Annotated in this window: 16 protein-coding genes, 1 tRNA gene and 1 pseudogene; 15 read left to right on the forward strand and 3 right to left on the reverse strand. The window is 73.8% G+C overall.

Annotated features, from left to right (window positions below):
• Nucleotides 1-5: 5 nt before the first annotated feature.
• The gene (locus tag ACIPXM_RS21595; protein ID WP_401657700.1) at nucleotides 6-1,103 is read right to left on the reverse strand and encodes a Gfo/Idh/MocA family oxidoreductase; all 1,098 of its coding nucleotides are present in this window, start codon (nucleotides 1,101-1,103) and stop codon (nucleotides 6-8) included.
• A 104-nt stretch (nucleotides 1,104-1,207) separates the two neighbouring features.
• Here ACIPXM_RS21595 and ACIPXM_RS21600 point away from each other — a divergent pair, with 104 nt between their 5' ends.
• From ACIPXM_RS21600 to ACIPXM_RS21660, 13 genes and pseudogenes are all read left to right on the forward strand, one after another.
• The gene (locus tag ACIPXM_RS21600; protein ID WP_401657950.1) at nucleotides 1,208-2,347 is read left to right on the forward strand and encodes an ROK family transcriptional regulator; all 1,140 of its coding nucleotides are present in this window, start codon (nucleotides 1,208-1,210) and stop codon (nucleotides 2,345-2,347) included.
• Nucleotides 2,348-2,517: 170 nt separating this feature from the next.
• Nucleotides 2,518-3,453, forward strand: coding sequence for a hypothetical protein (locus ACIPXM_RS21605; RefSeq protein WP_401657701.1), 936 nt, complete (start codon nucleotides 2,518-2,520; stop codon nucleotides 3,451-3,453).
• Between the two features lie 79 nt (nucleotides 3,454-3,532).
• Nucleotides 3,533-4,342, forward strand: a complete 810-nt coding sequence (locus ACIPXM_RS21610) for a GntR family transcriptional regulator (protein WP_401657702.1) — start codon at nucleotides 3,533-3,535, stop codon at nucleotides 4,340-4,342.
• Between the two features lie 170 nt (nucleotides 4,343-4,512).
• Entirely contained in the window at nucleotides 4,513-5,634 is a 1,122-nt protein-coding gene (locus ACIPXM_RS21615; protein ID WP_401657703.1) for a TIGR03364 family FAD-dependent oxidoreductase, read from the forward strand.
• 5 nt (nucleotides 5,635-5,639) lie between these two features.
• Complete coding sequence (locus tag ACIPXM_RS21620) at nucleotides 5,640-6,332, forward strand: phosphonatase-like hydrolase (RefSeq protein WP_401657704.1); 693 nt, start codon at nucleotides 5,640-5,642, stop codon at nucleotides 6,330-6,332.
• Nucleotides 6,329-7,399, forward strand: coding sequence for an ABC transporter ATP-binding protein (locus tag ACIPXM_RS21625; protein WP_401657705.1), 1,071 nt, complete (start codon nucleotides 6,329-6,331; stop codon nucleotides 7,397-7,399). Before ACIPXM_RS21620 ends, ACIPXM_RS21625 begins: the two co-directional genes overlap by 4 nt.
• Nucleotides 7,392-8,270, forward strand: a pseudogene (locus ACIPXM_RS21630) (2-aminoethylphosphonate ABC transporter permease subunit); the annotation flags it as partial. The gene ACIPXM_RS21625 and the pseudogene ACIPXM_RS21630, both read left to right, overlap by 8 nt.
• 151 nt (nucleotides 8,271-8,421) lie before the next feature.
• Complete coding sequence (locus ACIPXM_RS21635) at nucleotides 8,422-9,219, forward strand: ABC transporter permease (RefSeq protein WP_401657707.1); 798 nt, start codon at nucleotides 8,422-8,424, stop codon at nucleotides 9,217-9,219.
• 113 nt (nucleotides 9,220-9,332) lie between these two features.
• Nucleotides 9,333-10,406, forward strand: coding sequence for a 2-aminoethylphosphonate ABC transporter substrate-binding protein (locus ACIPXM_RS21640; RefSeq protein WP_401657709.1), 1,074 nt, complete (start codon nucleotides 9,333-9,335; stop codon nucleotides 10,404-10,406).
• A 260-nt stretch (nucleotides 10,407-10,666) separates the two neighbouring features.
• Nucleotides 10,667-12,223 carry an alkaline phosphatase family protein gene (locus ACIPXM_RS21645; protein ID WP_401657711.1) on the forward strand — a complete coding sequence of 519 codons (1,557 nt, stop codon included), beginning with the start codon at nucleotides 10,667-10,669 and terminating at the stop codon, nucleotides 12,221-12,223.
• A gap of 114 nt (nucleotides 12,224-12,337) precedes the next feature.
• Complete coding sequence (locus ACIPXM_RS21650; RefSeq protein ID WP_345488034.1) at nucleotides 12,338-13,117, forward strand: HAD-IIA family hydrolase; 780 nt, start codon at nucleotides 12,338-12,340, stop codon at nucleotides 13,115-13,117.
• A 103-nt stretch (nucleotides 13,118-13,220) separates the two neighbouring features.
• Nucleotides 13,221-13,820: a hypothetical protein gene (locus tag ACIPXM_RS21655; RefSeq protein WP_401657714.1), complete on the forward strand. Its 600-nt coding sequence runs from the start codon at nucleotides 13,221-13,223 to the stop codon at nucleotides 13,818-13,820.
• A 4-nt stretch (nucleotides 13,821-13,824) separates the two neighbouring features.
• Entirely contained in the window at nucleotides 13,825-14,475 is a 651-nt protein-coding gene (locus tag ACIPXM_RS21660) for a class F sortase (RefSeq protein WP_401657716.1), read from the forward strand.
• Between the two features lie 23 nt (nucleotides 14,476-14,498).
• On the opposite strand, the gene ACIPXM_RS21665 is transcribed toward ACIPXM_RS21660, so the two are convergent.
• Entirely contained in the window at nucleotides 14,499-15,233 is a 735-nt protein-coding gene (locus tag ACIPXM_RS21665) for an SDR family oxidoreductase (protein WP_401657718.1), read from the reverse strand.
• 175 nt (nucleotides 15,234-15,408) lie between these two features.
• On the opposite strand from ACIPXM_RS21665, the gene ACIPXM_RS21670 reads away from it, so the two are divergent.
• Nucleotides 15,409-16,281 carry a LysR substrate-binding domain-containing protein gene (locus ACIPXM_RS21670; protein ID WP_401657720.1) on the forward strand — a complete coding sequence of 291 codons (873 nt, stop codon included), beginning with the start codon at nucleotides 15,409-15,411 and terminating at the stop codon, nucleotides 16,279-16,281.
• Nucleotides 16,282-16,475: 194 nt separating this feature from the next.
• Here ACIPXM_RS21670 and ACIPXM_RS21675 read toward each other — a convergent pair.
• Nucleotides 16,476-16,549: transfer RNA gene (locus tag ACIPXM_RS21675), tRNA-Lys, on the reverse strand.
• A gap of 183 nt (nucleotides 16,550-16,732) precedes the next feature.
• On the opposite strand from ACIPXM_RS21675, the gene ACIPXM_RS21680 reads away from it, so the two are divergent.
• Complete coding sequence (locus tag ACIPXM_RS21680; protein ID WP_401657722.1) at nucleotides 16,733-18,151, forward strand: peptidoglycan-binding protein; 1,419 nt, start codon at nucleotides 16,733-16,735, stop codon at nucleotides 18,149-18,151.
• The last annotated feature ends 23 nt before the right edge of the window (nucleotides 18,152-18,174 follow it).

Genomic DNA, 18,174 nt, shown 5'->3' on the forward strand with positions numbered 1-18,174 from the left:
GGGGGTCACAGCGCCACCGCCGTGCCCTCGCGGGCGGAGCGGCGGGCCGCCTCCAGGACGTCGAGCGCGGCGGCGGCCTCGTGGGCGGTCACCGGGTTCGGGCCGGTGCCGCGCAGGGCGGCGGCGACGGCCGCGTAGTAGGCGGGGTAGTCGCCCGGCAGCGTCTCCACCGGGGTGCCGCCGCCGGTCAGCGGCGACTCGCCGGAGCCGAGGCGGCCCCACAGCTCCTCCGGTTCGACGCCCCACGGGGTGCCGGGCTCCGGGCGCAGGCCCTCGCGCAGCGCGGCCTCCTGCGGGTCGAGCCCGTACTTCACATAGCCGGCCCGCTGACCGAGGACCCGGAAGCGCGGGCCGAGCTGGGCGGTGGTGGCGCTGACCCAGAGGTGGGAGCGGACGCCGTTCGCGTGGGTGATCGCGAGGAAGGTGTCGTCGTCGGCCTGGGCGCCGGGGCGCCGGACGTCGGACTCGGCGTAGACGCGGACGGCCGGGCCGAACAGGACCAGGGCCTGGTCGACGACGTGGCTGCCCAGGTCGTACAGCAGCCCGCCGATCTCCTCCGGCGCGCCGGACTCGCGCCAGCCGCCCTTGAGCTGGGGGCGCCAGCGCTCGAAGCGGGACTCGAAGCGCTGGACCTCGCCGAGCGAGCCGTCCGCGACGAGGGCGCGCAGGGTGCGGAAGTCGTTGTCCCAGCGGCGGTTCTGGAAGACGGAGAGCAGCAGGCCACGCTCGTCGGCGAGGGCGGCGAGCGTCCGGGCCTCGGCGGCGGTGCCCGCGAGCGGCTTGTCCACGACGACCGGCAGGCCCGCTTCGAGGGCGGCGGTGGCGACCGGCACGTGCGTCTTGTTGGGGGAGGCGACCACGACCAGGTCCAGCTCACCGGCCCGGGCGAGCACCTCGTCGGGGCTGCCGACGACCCGGACGCCCGGGTGCTCGGCGCGGGCCTGGGCGGCGCGCTCGGGGTTGCCGGTGGAGACGGTGTCGAGGGCGAGGCCGGGGGTGGCGGCGATCAGCGGGGCGTGGAACACGGAACCGGCGAGGCCGTAGCCGACCAGGCCGACACGGAGCGGGGCGGCGGGGGAGGCCGGAGTGGTGGGGGAGGTCATGAGAACCACTTTGGCAACGCGGTTGCGAAAGTGCAAGCGACGGGCACAATGGGCGGGTGAACAGGGAGAAGCGGGATCCGGGGTCGGGCGGCGCGGGGCCGGGCGTGACGTCGGGCGTGGCGTCGGGTCCGGGGCCGGGCCGCCGGTCGAGCGGCGGTACGGGTACCGGGCCGGGCGCCGGTACGGGCGGCGGCGGCGCCGGAGCGGCCCGCGGCCCCAACACCGCGCGCGTCCTCGAACTGCTGCGCACCGCCGGGGAGCCCGGCATCAGCCGTCCCGAACTGGCCGGGCGGACCGGCCTCACCCCGCAGGCCGTCAGCAAGATCACCGCCCGGCTGCGCGCCGACGGCCTGGTCGCCGACGCCGGGCGGCGGGCCTCCACCGGCGGCAAGCCCGCGACCGCGCTGCGGCTCGTGCCGACGGCCGGGTACGCGATCGGGCTCCACCTCGACCGCGACGAACTCACCGCCCTGCTCCTCGACCTCACCGGCACCCCGGTCGCGGTCCGCCGCACCCCGCTCGACCTCGGCGCGGGCGCCGAGGCGGTGCTCGCGGTGGCGGGCGCGGAGGTCGCGGCCCTGACGGCGCCGGGCCCGGACGGGGCGGCGCCGCCGCTGCTCGGCGTCGGGCTCGCCATGCCGGGGCCGCTCGACCACCGCACCGGGGTGCCCGGCCGGGTGACCGGCTTCCCGGACTGGGACGGCTACCCGCTGCGGGAGGAGCTGGCGCGGCGGCTCGGCACGCCGGTCGTCGTCGACAAGGACACCAACGCCGCCGCCCTCGGGCTCGCGCTGCGCGGCGCCGCACCGGACTCGTTCGCCTATGTGCACCTCGGTACGGGGCTCGGTGCCGGGCTCGTGCTCGACGGCGCGGTGGTACGGGGAGGCAGGACCGGGGCCGGGGAGCTGGGCCATCAGACGGTGCTGCTCGACGGGCCGCCGTGCGAGTGCGGCGGGCGCGGCTGCCTGGAGGTGCTGTGTCTGACGGCGCTTGCCAGGGGCGAGCTCGCCGAGGCGGCCCGGGTGCTGGGGACCGGCGCCGCGAACCTGGTGCGGCTGCTCGACATCGAGCGGGTGCTGCTCGGCGGCCGTGCGGTGCTCGCCGCGCCCGACGCCTTCGCGCGCGGCGCCCGCGAGGTCCTGGCCGGGCTGCGGCTCCCGGCGGACGTCGCCGTCGTCACCGCCCCGCACCCGGTCGCGGAGGGCGCGGCCCAGCTGATCCTGGCACCGCTGTTCGGCCGGTAGCCGCGCCTCCCGGGCGCGGGCCTGGGCGCCCCGGGCCGAAAATACGCTGATCGGGCGGAATCCCCTGCCCCCTCGTGCGCCGCGCCGGGCCGCTGCGCCGCCCGCGCCGCCCGCCGTGGCAGCGTCGCGGGCGACCCGTACGTCCGCGAGCAGCAAAGGCAGCCGCCACCATGCGACCGCGCACCGCCCACGCCGCCCTCGCCGTGACCGCCCTCGTGGTGGCCGTCGCGCCCGCCGTCACCCCGCTCACGGCCCCGGCGGCCCGCGCCGCGAGCCTCACGGCCCCGGCCCCGGTCGCGGCCCCGGCCCCGGTCGCGACTCCGGTCGCGGCCCGGGTCCCGAGCTGCGGGGCGGCAGGGGACCGGGAGTTCCCGCTGGCCGCCACCCTGCGCGGCGGGCCCGACGCCTATCCGGCGGGCGGCGCCTTCCGTACCTGGGACCTGGAGCTGGCCAACGGCACCACCGAGGCGTGCCGGGACATCCATCCGGTCCTGGTCCTCACCGACCGGGGCAAGGCACTGCGGCCGTCGCAGATCCGGGCCGAGTTCTACGACGCCGCCGCCGACCTGTGGCGGCCGGTCGCGTTCGAGGGCACCGATCAGGCCGAGAACGTCGGGGTGTTCGCCGCGCCCGGCACCGTACCGCCGACCGCCGTGCCGGACGCGCCGCCGTTCACCGGCTTCGCCGTGCCCGCGGGCGCCACCCTCACCGTCCCCGTCCGGCTCGCCTTCCTGGCGGACACCGCCCCCGACGAGGTCGTGGTCACCGCCGCCGTCGTGCAGAAGCGCGGCGACGACGGCGACTGGGTCGGCGAGTCCGGCGCGTACCGGCTGACCGTCGAACCGGCCGACCCCGACGAGCCCCCGGCCGCGCTCAACACCGCGCCGACCAGCGGCCCGCGCACCCCCACCGGCCCCAAGGAGCCCGCGCGCCCGGCCGTCCCGGCCCCGGCCGCCGACCCCGCCGACCCCGCCCACCCCGAACTCGCCCGCACCGGACGGCGGTCGGCCGTCGTCCTGGCCTCGCTGTCCGGCGCCCTGGTCGTCACGGGCGCGGCCCTGGTCCTCCTGGCCCGCCGCACCGCCCACCCCCGGCGCCCGGCCTGACGCCCGCCGACCTGCCGCCGCGCGCACAGGTCACGCCGCGTACACCTTCCCGTTCACTCCGGTCTGCGACGATCAGCCGGTGAGGAACGTGAGGAAACAGACCACCCCCGACCTGCCGGACCTGCCGGGGGCGCCCGTCCGCTCCGGGATCCCCGAGCACGGCCGGATCCCGAAGTACTACGCGGTGAAGGCCGAAGTGGCCCGGCTGATCGACGAGTTGGGCGAGGGCGGGCTGCTGCCCACCGAGCGCGATCTCGCCGTGCGCTACGAGGTGTCCCGGGAGACCGTCCGGCAGGCGCTGCGCGAGCTGCTGCTCGAAGGACGCCTTCGGCGGCAGGGCCGCGGCACCGTCGTCGCCGGGCCGAAGCTGGAGCAGCCGCTGTCGCTCGCCAGCTACACCGAGGGCGTCCGCCGCCAGGGCCGCCGCCCGGGCCGTGCGCTGATCTCGCTCGACCGCTTCCCGTGCCCCGAGCCGCTCGCGCCGATGGTCGGCGTCCAACCCGGCGAGCCGGTCTGGCACATGGAGCGGGTGCTGCTCGCCGACGACGAGCGGGTCGGCCTGGAGAGCACGTACGTCTCCGAGGCCCGCGCCCCGCGCCTCGACGAGGAGTTCGACCCGGACTCGTCCTTCTACTCCTATCTCCACGACCGGCTCGGGGTCGCCTTCGGTGACGCCGACGAGCGGATCGAGACGGTGCTCGCCACCCCGCGCGAGGCGCTGCTCATCGGCACCCCGCCCGCGCTGCCGATGCTGCTGATCCAGCGGGTGTCCCGGGACACCCACGGGCGGCCCCTTGAGCGGGTCCGCACCCTCTACCGCGGCGACCGCTTCAGCTTCACCGCGCACCTCGGCCGCCAGGACCACTCCGGCGAGCAGGGTGCGCACTGACCTGGGCTCCCGCCAGGGAACCTGCCGTGGAACGACCCGGTACGAACCGTTTCGACCCGCTTCAAATGTCACAGGAAGATAACGGGTCTAGGCCAACCTTGGCGGGCCGTTCACCGTCCCGTCGCCAACCGGACCGTAGCGGGTCACCGCGGCCCTCGACTGTTAACGGCATGAAGGTGATCGTCGTAGGAGCCGGCGTGGTGGGAACCATGCACGCCTGGCAGGCAGTCGAACGCGGCCATGAGGTCGTCCACATCGAGCGCGAGGCCGAGGCGCGCGGCGCCTCGCTCCGCAACTTCGGCCAGATATGGGTCAGCGGCCGGGCGGGCGGCGAGGAGCTCGACACCGCGCTGCGCGCCCGGGAACTCTGGGAGGGCATCGGCGCCAGAGTGCCCGGACTCGGCTTCCGGGCGATCGGTTCGCTCACGCCGGTCCGCGGTGAGCTCGAACTCGCCGTCGCCGAGGCCGCGTTGGCCCGTGACGACGCCGCCGCCCGCGGCTACAAGCTGCTCACCCCCGACGAGGCCAGGGCCGTGAACCCGGCGCTGCGCGGGGAGTTCGACGCCGCCCTGTTCTGCGAGCGGGACGCGGCCGTCGAGCCGCGCGTCGCGCAGCTCGCGCTCCGCGAGGCGCTGCTGGCCTCCGGCCGCTACACCTTCCTCCCGAACCGTGAGGTGCGCGAGGTCGTCGGCGAGAACGCGGTCCGCGACGACCACGGCGACGTGCACACCGGCGACGCCGTCGTCCTGTGCACCGGCGCCTGGCTGTCCGGTCTGGTCCGCGAGATCGCGGGCGAGGTCCCGGTCCGCCGGGTCCGGCTGCAGATGATGCAGACCGACCCGCTGGGCGAGCCGCTGACCACCTCCGTCGCCGACGCCGACTCGTTCCGCTACTACCCGGCCTACGCCTCGGAGGCCCTGGACGCGCTCAACGCAGGCCAGGCGCAGGACCCGACGGCCGCCGCCCACAAGATGCAGCTCCTGATGGTGCAGCGGCTCGACGGCGGACTGACCATCGGCGACACCCACGAGTACGAGCACCCCTTTGCCTTCGACACCGTCGAGGACCCCTACGAACACCTCACGCGCGTGGTCGAGTCCCTGCTCGGCCGCCCGCTGCCGCGCGTACGCCGCCGCTGGGCGGGTGTGTACGCGCAGTGCACCGACACCACCCGGGTCGTCCACCGCCAGCAGGTGCGCGACGGCGTGTGGCTGGTGACGGGCCCCGGCGGCCGCGGCATGACCTGCTCGCCCGCCATTGCCGAGACCACCGCGAACGAACTGGGCTGGTGAACACCATGAGCACTCCCGACACCACGCAGCACAAGCTGATCGTCCTCGACATGGCGGGCACCACCGTCGCCGACGACGGCCTTGTCGAGCTGGCCTTCACGGCCGCCGCCGAGCGCCTCGGTGAGGACCCGGCCACGATGATCGACTACGTCCGCGCCACCATGGGCGAGTCCAAGATCTCCGTCTTCCGCCACCTCTTCGGCGGCGACGAGGCCCGCGCCCAGCTGGCCAACCTCGCCTTCGAGGACGCGTACGGCGAGCTGGTCGCCGACGGCCGGATCGCCCCCATCCCGGGCGCCGCCGAGGCCATCGCCGAGCTCAAGGAGCAGGGCCGCACGGTCGTCCTCACCACCGGCTTCGCCCGGGTCACCCAGGACGCCATCCTCGACGCCCTCGGCTGGCGCGAGCTGGTCGAGCTGACCCTGTGCCCGTCGGACGCGAGCGGCCGCGGCCGCCCGTTCCCCGACATGGTGCTCGCCGCCTTCCTCCGTACCGGCGCGGTCGACGACGTCCGCCGGATCGTGGTCGCGGGCGACACCTCGTACGACATGCTCAGCGGCGTCCGCTCCGGCGCCGGGATCGTCGCGGGCGTCCTCACCGGCGCCCACGACGAGCCCGCCCTGAAGGAGCACGGCGCCACCCACGTGCTCGCCTCGGTCGCCGAACTCCCCGCGCTGATAAGGGAGTTCCCGGCATGACCCGGGTCAGCGGCATCCGCTTCGACCGGGTCTCGGTCGCCTACGGAGGCACCACCGTCCTCGACTCGCTCGACCTGACCGTCGAGCCCGGCGAGGTCATGGCCCTGCTCGGCCCGTCCGGCTCCGGCAAGACCACCGCCCTGCGGGCCGTCGCCGGATTCGTCACCCCCGCCTCCGGCCGGGTGTGGATCGGCGACCGTGACGTCACCGACCTGCCGCCGTACAAGCGCGGCATCGGCATGGTCGTCCAGCAGTACGCGCTCTTCCCGCACATGCGGGTCGAGGACAACGTCGCCTTCGGCCTCAAGGCGCAGAAGGCGCCCAAGGCCGAGATCCCCGGCCGGGTCGCCGAGGCCCTGGAGATGACCGGGATGGCGGCCTACGCCAAGCGCTACCCGCGCGAGCTCTCCGGCGGCCAGCAGCAGCGTGTCGCCATCGCCCGCGCCCTCGCGATCCGCCCCGGCGTCCTGCTGCTCGACGAGCCGCTGTCCGCGCTCGACGCCCAGCTGCGCTCCGGGATGCTCGCCGAACTGGCCCGGCTGCACCGCGAGTTGCCCGATGTGTCGATCCTGTACGTGACCCACGACCAGGTCGAGGCGCTCACCCTCGCCGACCGGATCGCGGTCATGGACAAGGCCCGCCTCCAGGACTGCGGCACCCCGCAGGAGCTGTACCGCAGGCCGCGCACCGAGTTCACCGCCTCCTTCGTCGGCAACGCCAACCTGCTGCCGGTGACGGTCGGCAGGGGCGGGGTCAGCCTGGACGGCATCGCCCTCGACGTGCCGGTCGACCCGGCCGCGGGCGCCGTCCCCGGCAGCACCGCCACCCTGTGCGTCCGCCCCCACCTCGTCGGCCTCGGCCCCGGCCCGAACGCCCTCACCGGCAGGATCACCGAGGTCCAGTGGCGCGGCGCCACCCACCGCCTGTACGTCGACGTCGCCTCCGGCCACCGCCTGAAGGCCGACGTCCGCGAGCTGCGCGAGACCCCGGCGCTCGGCGACGAGGTGACCCTGCACTTCGCCCGCGAGGACGCGGTGCTGCTCGGCGCGGGGGTCAGCGATGGCTAGCACCCTCGCCCCGCCCGCCGAGCGGCGGCGGCCCACCCGGCCCGCCACCCCGGAGGGCGGCGGCCGGACCGGCCGGCGGCTGCCCACCTGGGCCTGGGCCGTGCCGCCCGTGCTCGCGCTCGGCCTGGTGTTCCTCTACCCGCTGGTCCTGGTCGTCAAGGAGTCCCTCGCCCCCGGCGCGTACGCCGAGGTCTTCGCCTCCACGTCCTTCCGGGACGCCCTCGTCACCACCGTGTGGCTGGCCGCCGCCGCGACCGTCGGCTGCCTGGTGCTGGGCTTCGTCCTCGCGCTGGTCATCGCCTTCGTGCCGTTCCCCGGCGGCAAGGCGGTGTCGAAGTTCATCGACGTCTTCCTCTCCTTCCCGTCCTTCCTGATCACGCTCGCCCTGCTGTTCATCTACGGCACGGTCGGCATGGCCAACGGGGTGTGGACGGACGTCACCGGCGCCGCCGAGGGACCCTTCCAGTTCCTCACCACGCCCTGGGGCGTACTGCTCGCCGAGATCACCTACTTCACGCCGTTCGTGGTGCGCCCGCTGCTCGCCGCCTTCTCCCAACTGGACACCGCCCAGCTGGAGGTGGCCTCCTCGCTCGGCGCCCGCCCCTGGCGGATCGTCCGCCAGGTGATCCTGCCCGAGGCGCTGCCCGCGCTCGCCGCCGGCGGCAGCCTGGTCCTGGTGATGTGCCTGAACGAGTTCGGCATCGTCCTGTTCACCGGCGCCAAGGGCGTCACCACCCTGCCGATGCTCGTGTACGGCAAGGCGATCCTGGAGTCCGACTACGCGGCGGCCTGTGTCGTGGCCGTCGTCAACGTCGTCCTCTCGGTGGGCCTGTACGGCCTCTACCGCTTCCTCGTCGCCCGCACCGCGGGCGGCCCCCGCACCGGCGGCCGTACGCGCACCGCGAAGAACCGCGCCGAGTCCCAGGGCGCGACCCAGGGCGCGACCCAGGTCCAGGCCCAGGCCCAGGCCCAGGTCCAGGCCCAGGTCCAGGTCCAGGTCAAGGCCGAAGGGAGCCGCCGCCATGCTCGTGCATAGCCGCGCCGGGCGCTGGGGCGCCTGGGCCGTCTTCGCCGCCCTGTTCGTCCCGCTGTTCGCCTTCCCCCTCCTGGTGATCCTCGCCGCGTCCTTCTCCACCCACTGGTCGGGCGCCTTCCCCTCGGGACCGACCACCGAGCACTACACCGCCGCCGTCCGCGGCGAATCGCTCCAGGCGCTCACCACCAGCCTGATCACCGCGCTCACCGCGAGCCTGCTCGCGCTGACCGTCGGCACCTGGGCCGCGCTCACCGCCGCCGCCCTGCGCAAGCGCGGCCGGGCCGTGCTCGACGCGCTGTTCGTGCTGCCGGTCGCGGTGCCCTCGGTCGTCGTCGGCCTCGCCGTCCTGGTCGCGTTCTCGCAGCCGCCGTTCCTCCTGAACGGGACGCGCTGGATCGTGATCCTCGCGCACACCATTCTTGTCACGGCGTTCGCCTATCAGTCGGTTTCGGCCGCCATCCTTCGTCTGGACCCGATGTACGAGCAGGCGGCGGCCAGTCTGGGCGCGCGCCCCGCGTACGTCCTCCTGCGGGTGCGGCTGCCACTCCTGCTCCCGTCGCTGAACGCGGCGGCAGGACTCTGCTTCGCCCTGTCCATGGGCGAGTTGAGCGCCACCATGATGCTCTACCCGCCGGACTGGCTGCCGCTGCCCGTGCTCATCTTCACGGCCACCGACCGCGGTTCGCTCTTCACGGGCTCGGCACTCGCCGTGGTCCTCATGGCGGCGACACTCCTCGTGCTGCTCGCCGTCTCCCGTGTCCGCACCAAGGCTTCGTACCGCTGAAGCACCGCAGTTCCGTAGTTCCCGCTGTGCCGTAGTTCCCGCTGTTCCGCAGTTCTGCTGGCCATCCCCCCCGTAAAGCTGTCATGGCTGTAACTCCAGGAGAGAACGACGTTATGCGCACCGACAACCGGTTCTTCAAGCCGATCGCCGCCGTCACCGGCTGCCTCGCCCTCGCCGCCACCGTGACCGCCTGCGACGCGGGCGGCTCCGACTCCGCCTCCGGCGAGAAGGTCGTCACCGTCTACAGCGCCGACGGCCTGAAGGGCGAGGCGGGCGACGGCTGGTACGACAAGGTCTTCAAGGACTTCGAGAAGAAGACCGGCATCAAGGTCAAGTACGTCGAGGGCGGCTCGGGCGAGATGGTCCAGCGCGCCGCCCGCGAGAAGAGCAACACCCAGGCCGACGTCATCGTCACCCTGCCGCCGTTCATCCAGCAGGCCGACTCCAAGGGTCTCCTCCAGGCGTACACGCCCGCGGGTGCCGACATGGTCTCCGGCGCCGACAAGGCCGACGACGGCAAGTGGATCTCCGTCGTGAACAACTTCTTCGGCTTCATCCACAACAAGAAGGAGCTGCCGGCCGCGCCCACCACCTGGGAGCAGCTGCTCGACGGCAAGTACAAGAACAAGCTCCAGTACTCCACCCCGGGTGTCGCTGGCGACGGCACCGCCGTGCTGATCAAGGCGATGCACGACTTCGGCGGCAAGGACGCGGCCCTCGAGTACCTGAAGAAGCTCCAGGCCAACAACGTCGGCCCGTCCTCCTCCACCTCCAAGCTGGCCCCGAAGGTCGACAAGGGCGAGATCCTGGTCGCCAACGGCGATGTGCAGATGAACTTCGCGCAGTCGAAGTCCATGCCGAACCTGGGCATCTGGTTCCCGGCGAAGGAGGGCGGCAAGGCCACCACCTTCGCGCTGCCCTACGCGGCCGGTCTGATGAACAAGGCCCCGCACACCGAGAACGGCAAGAAGCTCCTCGACTTCATGCTGAGCGAGGACGCCCAGCGCGAGGTCAGCTCCATCGGCGGCGGCTTCACCGTCCGCAAGGACGTCAAGGCGACCGACGCCAACGCCATCGAGCTGGCGAAGCTCATGAACGGCGTCGAGGTCTTCGAGCCCGACTGGAGCGACATCGACCAGAACCTCACCACGTACGTGGACGGCTGGAAGGCCGCGACCGGCAGCTGACGCCGGGTCCCGGCAACGGGACAGCGCAGCCAAGGACCACCGGCCCACGGACCACCGGCCCACGGACCACCGGCCCACGGAACAACGGGCCAGTCGTCCACAAGAGTTCACCGGAGCACGCCCGAGTTCACCTCGCGTCTCTTCCCCGCGGGGAAGTGTAGCGAAAAGATAACGGGTACAGACCGAAGCTCAACGCCCCTGAGGAATCAGGGGCGTTGGTGCGCCCACACCGCGTTTCGCTCCCCCCGGAGGAACCCGACATGCCGATCTCCGGCATCTCCCGCTCCCACGTCTCCCGCCGCTCCGTCCTCGCCGCCGCCGGTGCCACCGCCGCCGTCGCGGCCACCGGCCTCGTGGGCGCCCCCGCCGCCCAGGCCGCCACCGCCGCGCCGACCCTCCCCAACGGCACCAGCAAGGACAAGGTGCTGTTCGTCGGCATGGACGGCCTGCGCCACGACCGCATCGACGCCGCCAAGGCCCCCACCCTCAAGTCGCTGATGGCGAACGGCACCTACGGCACCTCGCTGCTCTACGCCAGCCCGATGGCCGCCACCTCCTCGGGCCCCGGCTGGTCGACCATCTCCACCGGCGTGTGGCCCGACAAGCACGGCGTGAAGGACAACACCTTCACCGGCCGCAACTACGGCACCTACCCCGGCTTCCTGGCGCGGCTCGCCCAGGTCCGCCCCGACCTGTCGCTCTTCGCCGCCGTGGACTGGCCGGAGCTCGACACCTACGGCACCGTCACCCCCGGCGCCGACGCCAAGGTCGTCTACAACAACGACTACGCCGTCAACGACCTCACGATCACCGAGGTCACCGAGGACGTCCTGCGCAACCAGAACCCCGACGTCCTCTTCGTCTACTTCGGCGAGACCGACGAGATCGGCCACAACAACGGCGCCGCCAGCACCAAGTACACCGACGCCATCGACGTCCAGGACGGCTACCTCGGCCGGCTGCTCGCCGCGATCAAGGCCCGGCCGAGCTACGCCACCGAGCGCTGGACCGTGATCGTCGCCACCGACCACGGCCACACCGACGCCGGCGGCCACGGCGGCTCCACCATCGAGGAGCGCCGCACCTTCGTGCTCGCCCAGGGCCCCGGCATCGCCGCGGGCGCCCGGCCCATCGACACCCGCCTCGTCGACGTCGCCGCCACCGTCTTCCGCCAGCTCGGCATCACCCCCGACCCGGCCTGGGGCCTGGACGGCAAGCCGATCCAGGACCGCTCCACCGACCCGTTCGACACCCTCCAGTCCGCGCTGACCGGCCGGGTCGACGAGACCGGCATCCCGGCGGGTGTCCTCGGCTTCACCCACACCGCGCCCAGCGGCTGGTCGGTCATCAACAACGCCATGGGCACCGGCGGCGTGACCGAGTGGCGCGGCTGGTCCTTCGCCACCAACGAGTTCTGGTCCCGCTCCCAGCGCGACCAGTCCCGCGAGCTCAACGTCCGCGCCCGCGGCGTCTTCGCGGTGGCCGACTCCGACGAGTGGGCCGACAAGTCGTTCTCCGGTACGTACGACTCGACCCTGGTCACCCCGGCGTACGGCGTCACGGGCGCGAGCAAGGTGACGCTCGACTTCACCACCCTCTACCTCCAGGAGGGCGCGCAGGTCGGCCAGGTCCTGGCCAGCTTCAACGGCGGCACCCCGACCGTGGTCAAGACCTACTCCTCGGACGTGGTCTCGCAGCCCCAGTCGCTGGCCGTCACCGTCCCCTCGGGGGCGTCCAGCGTGAGCTTCCGCTTCCGCTACACCGGCTCCAACAACTGGTACTGGGTGATCGACGGGGTCAAGGTCACGGCCTCTTGATTAGGCTGGGGGCGTCGCCACAGAGCTGTCGCGTCGCCCCCAGCACCCCGTCGCGCCGGTCGCGTCCCTCGTGACCGCCGCACCCGCTTCCCGTACGGCAGGAGTCCCGCACCCATGGCAGAGCGCAAGCCGATCGAATCCTGGCTGACCGACATGGACGGGGTCCTCATCCACGAGGGCGTGCCGATCCCCGGTGCGGACGCCTTCATCACCAAGCTGCGGGACACCGGGAAGCCGTTCCTCGTGCTCACCAACAACTCGATCTACACCGCCCGCGACCTGCACGCCCGCCTCGCGCGGATGGGTCTGAACGTGCCGGTCGAGAACATCTGGACGTCGGCCCTCGCCACCGCGAAGTTCCTCGACGACCAGCGCCCCGGCGGCACCGCGTACGTGATCGGCGAGGCCGGTCTCACCACCGCGCTGCACGACATCGGCTACGTCCTCACCGACCACGACCCGGACTACGTGGTGCTCGGCGAGACCCGTACGTACTCCTTCGAGGCCATGACCAAGGCGGTCCGGCTGATCAACGCGGGCGCCCGCTTCATCTGCACCAACCCGGACGAGACCGGCCCGTCCCTGGAGGGCCCGCTGCCCGCCACCGGCTCGGTCGCCGCGCTGATCACCAAGGCCACCGGCAAGGAGCCGTACTTCGCGGGCAAGCCCAACCCGCTGATGATGCGCACCGGCCTGAACGCGATCGGCGCCCACTCCGAGACCAGCGCCATGATCGGCGACCGGATGGACACCGACATCCTGGCCGGGCTCGAAGCGGGCATGCAGACCTTCCTGGTCCTGACCGGCCTCACCACGCAGGCCGAGATCGACCGCTTCCCGTACCGCCCGTCGAAGATCGTGAAGTCGATCGCGGACCTCGTCGACCGGGTCTGACCCGCTCGGTCCGGGGGCCCGCGCCGCCCGGACGCCTGTTCGGCCCCGCTGCGGATGCGGCCGGGGCCGAACCGGGTGACCCTGCCAGTACCAGGAGGTCACAATGCGTTCAGGTCCCCTCGCTCTCCGTGCCGCGGGCGCCGCCGTGGTGCTCGTGCTCGCCCCCACGGCGGGCACCGCCCTCGCCCACGACGGAGTCCAGGCCACCGTCACCCCCGGCACCGCGTCCCCCGGTGCCGACGTCGACGTCCGCGTCACCGGCTGCGACGGCACCACCGGCGCCGCCAGGTCCCAGGCGTTCGTCGCCCAGGCCGAGCTCACCGGCCGCGACGGCGGCAAGAACCCGCTGTTCGGCGACACGACCCTGAAGTCGGAGCTCGAGGACGGCACCTACAAGGTCAGCGTCACCTGCGACGGCCACGAGCACCAGGACGTCGGCTGGGTCCAGGTCCGGCGCCACCACGAGCCCAGCCACCGGCCCACCCACCACCCGTCCCCGATCGCCCCGGTGCACGCGGGCGGCGGCGGCACGGCGGCGTTCGCCGCGCCCGCGGCGCCCGGCGTGGCCCAGACGGCCGCCGAAGAGGGCCTCGGCACCCCGTACACCCTGCTCGGCCTCGGCCTCGCGGCCCTCGCCGCGGTCGCCGTCGCCTTCCGCAGCAGCGCCCGCCGCCGCGGCGGCGCGGGCCAGGGCACGGACTGACCCGGTGTCGTCCGGGCGGGCACTGACCGGCACGGCCTGGGCGGTGCTGCTGCTCGGCCTGTGGTTCTGGGGCAAGGACGGCGCCGAGGGCCCGAGCGGCGCCTCGGCGCCCGCCACCGGCGACATCGCCGCCGTCGGCCGCCCGCTCGGCCTGCCGCTGCCCCCGGCGCACGACCCGCTCGCCCCCGCCGAGCCGCGCCGGGTCGAGATCCCGTCGATCGGCGTCTCGGCCCCCGTCGTCGCCCGCGGCCTCGACCGGGACGGGGCGATCGACCCGCCGCCGTACGAGCTGCCGGGCACGGTCGGCTGGTACGGCTCCGGCACCCGCCCCGGCGCCTCCGGGGCCGCGCTCCTCGTCGGCCACGTCGACACGCAGACCCGCCCGGCCGTCTTCTACGGCCTGAGCACGGCGCGCCCCGGCACGACGGTGGCCGTGACCCGTTCGGACGGAAGCGTCGCGGAATTCACGGTGGACGACGTCCGGGTGGTGCCCCGGGAGGGCTTCGACGCGGGCCGCGCCTACGGCCCGCACCTGCCGGGCCGCTCCGAGCTGCGGCTGATCACCTGCGGCGGGACCTTCGACAAGGAGGCCGGGGCGTACACGGCGAACGTGATCGTCTCGGCGTATCTGACCGGGACGCGGGCGCGGGGCTGATCCGGCGGCGGGCGGTGGGTTCATCAGACGAGTCGGCCGCCACCGTCGGTGTGCAGCACGGTCCCGGTGACGAACGGGCTGGTCATCGCGTACAGCGCGGCCCGGACCAGGTCGTCGGGCGAACCGGCGCGCCGGGCGGGGTTGCGTGCGGCGACCCCGGCGAGGAACTCGTCCTTGCCCGTGCCGAGCCCGTCCCAGGCCCCGGTGTCGACGATGCCGGGCGAGACGGCGTTGACCCGGACCGGCGCCAGCTCCACCGCGAGGGCCCGCACCAGGAAGGCCAGCGCGCCGTTGGCGGTCGCCATCACGACGCGCTGCGGGGCCGGGCGCCAGGCCGCGATCCCGGAGAAGAAGGTGAAGGAGCCGCCCTCGGACACCTGGCCCGCCAGATGCTTGGCGAGCAGCAGCGGGCCGAAGACCTTGGCCGCGAAGGCCCGCTGCACGGCGGCGAGGTCGAGTGCGGCGACCGGTCCGTTGGCGGGCATGGCGGCGGTCGAGACCAGGTGGTCGAAGCGGCCCACCGCCGAGCCGAGAGCGGCGACGGAGTCCTCGTCGGCGAGGTCGACGGGCTGGACGACGGCGGGCCCGGCGAGCCGTTCGGCGGTGGCGGCCAGCTTGGCGGCGTCGGGGCCGGCGAGGATCACCTCGGCGCCCGCGGCGGACGCGGTCTCGGCGAGCCTGCGGCCGGTGTGCGATCCGGCGCCGACGACGACGATCCGACGGCCGTCGAGCGCGTCCTGGAAGATTCCGGTGGTCATGGGAGGTGTCCTCGCGAGTGGCAGAAGTGGCGTGAGCTGTGGACGGGGCACGGGTGCCCCGGCGTGCCCGCGGTGCGGCGGCGCGTACGGCGCGGAACCGGCACCCGGCCACTGTCTCCGACCCGACCGCCATAGGTCCAAGACATGCTTTCTCTGCCTGCCATAACATTTCCTCATGGCAACGCTCCGGCAGTTCGAGTACCTGGTCACCGTCGTCGACACGGGCTCGTTCACCCGTGCCGCCGAACTCCTCCACGTCTCCCAGCCCGCGCTCTCCCACCAGGTGCGCGCCCTGGAGCGGGACAGCGGCGGACCGCTGCTCGAACGGCTCCCGCGCGGGGTCAGGCCGACCCCGATGGGCCGCGTCATGCTCCCGTACGCGCGTTCCGCCCTGGCCGACGCCGAGCGCGCCCGTGCGGCGGCGCGCCGCGCGGCCGGTCTGGAGACGGGGGAGATCCAGCTCGCCTGCGTCTACTCGGTCACCCTCGGGGTGCTGCCCCCGGTCCTGCGGCTGTGGCGTGAGCGGTACCCCGGGGTCCGGGTGCGGATCGAGGAGTTCCCGCACGCGGAGACCCTCCTCGCGGCGATGGCGGCGGGCCGGGCCGACCTCGCCGTGGGGCCGGTGCCCGCGGCGTGGGAGGGCCCGGTGCGACGGCTGGGCACGGAGGAGTTCGTCGTGGTGGTCCCCCCGGACGACCCGGCCCCCGACCCCGTGGGCCTGGCGGCTCTCGCGGACCGCTCGTGGGTGCACTTCACCCCCGGCAACGGTCTCGCGGAGGTCCTCGACGACGCCTGCGCCGCGGCGGGCTTCCGGCCCCGGGTGGCGGTCCGCACCGCGCAGACCGCGGCCGCCCCGCTCCTCGCGGCCGCCGGTCTCGGCCCCGCCCTGGTCCCGGGCAACCTGCTGCCACCCGCCTTCCCCGGCCGGACGCTGCGGACGGACCCGCCGGTGCGCCGGGTCCTCGCCGCCTACGGGCGTCCCGGGCCGGATCCGCTGACCGGGGCCTTCCTGGAGCTGCTCGCCGCCGAGGCCCGGGTCGCGCCGTGACCGGTGGCCGGCCGACGGGGCGGGGGGCGCGCCGCCGGCCGGTCCGGTCCTCGACCACGGGCTCACGAGCCGCGGGAGGAGCCCGGAGCCGCCGCGGGAGGTCGGGTTCCGCTCACTGTAAGGGAAGCGGGGGCGCGGAGGCGGGCAGACGACTGAGGCCCTTCACCATTGGTGAAGGGCCTCAGTACTGCGCGTGCGCCGCCAGGGACTCGAACCCCGGACCCGCTGATTAAGAGTCAGCTGCTCTAACCAACTGAGCTAGCGGCGCCTGCTGACCTGCGTAACTCTACAGGACCTCCGGCGGTGCTCCGGACCATTTCCTGGCCCGCCCGGCCTGTCGGATGGTCGTATTGACCCTTCGATCCGTCAAAATGCGATTTGTCCAGACAGTTGAGACACTGGCGCCCGTACAGGAGCGCGAAAAGATCTTGACGAGTGTGGAGGGGAACGCATGAGCGTGCCGGTCTTCGAAGAAATCGAGCCAGCGGCGGACTGCGGCTGCCCGGGCTGTGCCCAGCAGCGGCGCGACCTGGCCCTCGGCCTCCCGGTCAGGTCCGGCGGCCACCCGGCGGCGCACGGTGCCCGGCGCGCGCTGGTCCTGGTGACGGCGGCGGGCGTGGTGCTCGGCGGGGGCACCGGCGTCGCGGGCGCGGCGGGCGCGGTGCCGGCCGACCCGGCCGTGGACGCGACCGACGCCACCGCGGGGCCGGGCGCCGGGCTGCGCGCGGTGCCGCACGGACCGGGCCCCGAGACCCCGCAGGGTGGTCGCGGCCCGCTGCACGGCTCGCCCGGCCCGGGCTCCGCGCCGTCCCCCGACGCGGTCCCGACGACCAGTCAGATCTCCGTCCAGTCCCTGCGGAAGACCACCCGCGCGGAGATCATCAACCGCGCGAAGACCTGGGTCACGGCGAGCGTGCCGTACTCCATGGAGCGCTACTGGTCCGACGGCTACCGCCAGGACTGCTCCGGCTACATCTCGATGGCCTGGAACCTCCGCTCCAACGAGTGGACCGGCAGCCTGGACCGCTTCGCCGACCGGATCGACCGCGCGGACCTCCAGCCCGGCGACATCCTGCTCTTCCACAACCCGGCCAACCCGACGCGCGGCTCGCACGTGACGATCTTCGGCGGCTGGACGGACTACACCCACACCTCGTACATCGCGTACGAGCAGACCAAGCCGCGCACCAGGAAGCAGGCGACCCCGCTCGCGTACTGGGAGAACTCCGACCGCTACCTCGCCTACCGCTACAAGGGCGTGGTCAGCGGCGGCAGCGGCAACGCGGGCTCCGGCCCGGGCACCGGCACGGACACCGGTACGGACCCGGTGGTGAAGCCGGACGCCCCGTACCCCGGGACGGCGATGTTCGGACCCGGCGCGAACAACAAGTACGTGACCCAGCTCGGCAAGCTGCTCGTGGCACGGGGCGCCCAGAAGTACTACACGCAGGGCCCCGGCCCGCGCTGGGGCGACGCGGACCGCCGGGCGACCCAGGCGTTCCAGCTCGCCCAGGGCTGGCGCGGCAGCGCGGCGGACGGACTGCCGGGGCCGAAGACCTGGGCGCTGCTCGTGAGCGGGCAGGGCAGGAGCATCGGCGGTTCGAGTGGTTCGGGCGGTTCGAGCGCAACTGCGAGCGGGTTCCCCGGGCGTGGCTACTTCCGTCCGGGCCAGTCCAGCGCATATGTGGAGAAGCTGGGCAAACAACTGGTGAAGCGGGGCTTCGGCAAGCACTACCTGTCGGGCCCCGGTCCGCGCTGGACGGAGGCGGACCGCCGCAACGTCGAGTCCTTCCAGCGGTCCCAGGGCTGGCGCGGCGGCGCGGCCGACGGCTACCCGGGCCCGGAGACCTGGCGGCGCCTTTTCCGATGACCCCGAGAACATGAGGTGGACCG

The organism is Streptomyces sp. NPDC090025 (assembly GCF_044748125.1).
In the GTDB taxonomy this organism is placed as follows: Bacteria; Actinomycetota; Actinomycetes; order Streptomycetales; family Streptomycetaceae; genus Streptomyces.

Excerpts from the sequence above, each read along its gene's own strand:
- ACIPXM_RS21595 (WP_401657700.1), bottom strand. The coding sequence starts at position 1,103 with ATGACCTCCCCCACCACTCCGGCCTCCCCCGCCGCCCCGCTCCGTGTC.
- ACIPXM_RS21605 (WP_401657701.1), top strand. The coding sequence starts at position 2,518 with ATGCGACCGCGCACCGCCCACGCCGCCCTCGCCGTGACCGCCCTCGTG.
- ACIPXM_RS21615 (WP_401657703.1), top strand. The coding sequence starts at position 4,513 with ATGAAGGTGATCGTCGTAGGAGCCGGCGTGGTGGGAACCATGCACGCC.
- ACIPXM_RS21620 (WP_401657704.1), top strand. The coding sequence starts at position 5,640 with ATGAGCACTCCCGACACCACGCAGCACAAGCTGATCGTCCTCGACATG.
- ACIPXM_RS21625 (WP_401657705.1), top strand. The coding sequence starts at position 6,329 with ATGACCCGGGTCAGCGGCATCCGCTTCGACCGGGTCTCGGTCGCCTAC.
- ACIPXM_RS21635 (WP_401657707.1), top strand. The coding sequence starts at position 8,422 with ATGCTCGTGCATAGCCGCGCCGGGCGCTGGGGCGCCTGGGCCGTCTTC.
- ACIPXM_RS21640 (WP_401657709.1), top strand. The coding sequence starts at position 9,333 with ATGCGCACCGACAACCGGTTCTTCAAGCCGATCGCCGCCGTCACCGGC.
- ACIPXM_RS21645 (WP_401657711.1), top strand. The coding sequence starts at position 10,667 with ATGCCGATCTCCGGCATCTCCCGCTCCCACGTCTCCCGCCGCTCCGTC.
- ACIPXM_RS21650 (WP_345488034.1), top strand. The coding sequence starts at position 12,338 with ATGGCAGAGCGCAAGCCGATCGAATCCTGGCTGACCGACATGGACGGG.
- ACIPXM_RS21655 (WP_401657714.1), top strand. The coding sequence starts at position 13,221 with ATGCGTTCAGGTCCCCTCGCTCTCCGTGCCGCGGGCGCCGCCGTGGTG.
- ACIPXM_RS21665 (WP_401657718.1), bottom strand. The coding sequence starts at position 15,233 with ATGACCACCGGAATCTTCCAGGACGCGCTCGACGGCCGTCGGATCGTC.
- ACIPXM_RS21670 (WP_401657720.1), top strand. The coding sequence starts at position 15,409 with ATGGCAACGCTCCGGCAGTTCGAGTACCTGGTCACCGTCGTCGACACG.
- ACIPXM_RS21680 (WP_401657722.1), top strand. The coding sequence starts at position 16,733 with ATGAGCGTGCCGGTCTTCGAAGAAATCGAGCCAGCGGCGGACTGCGGC.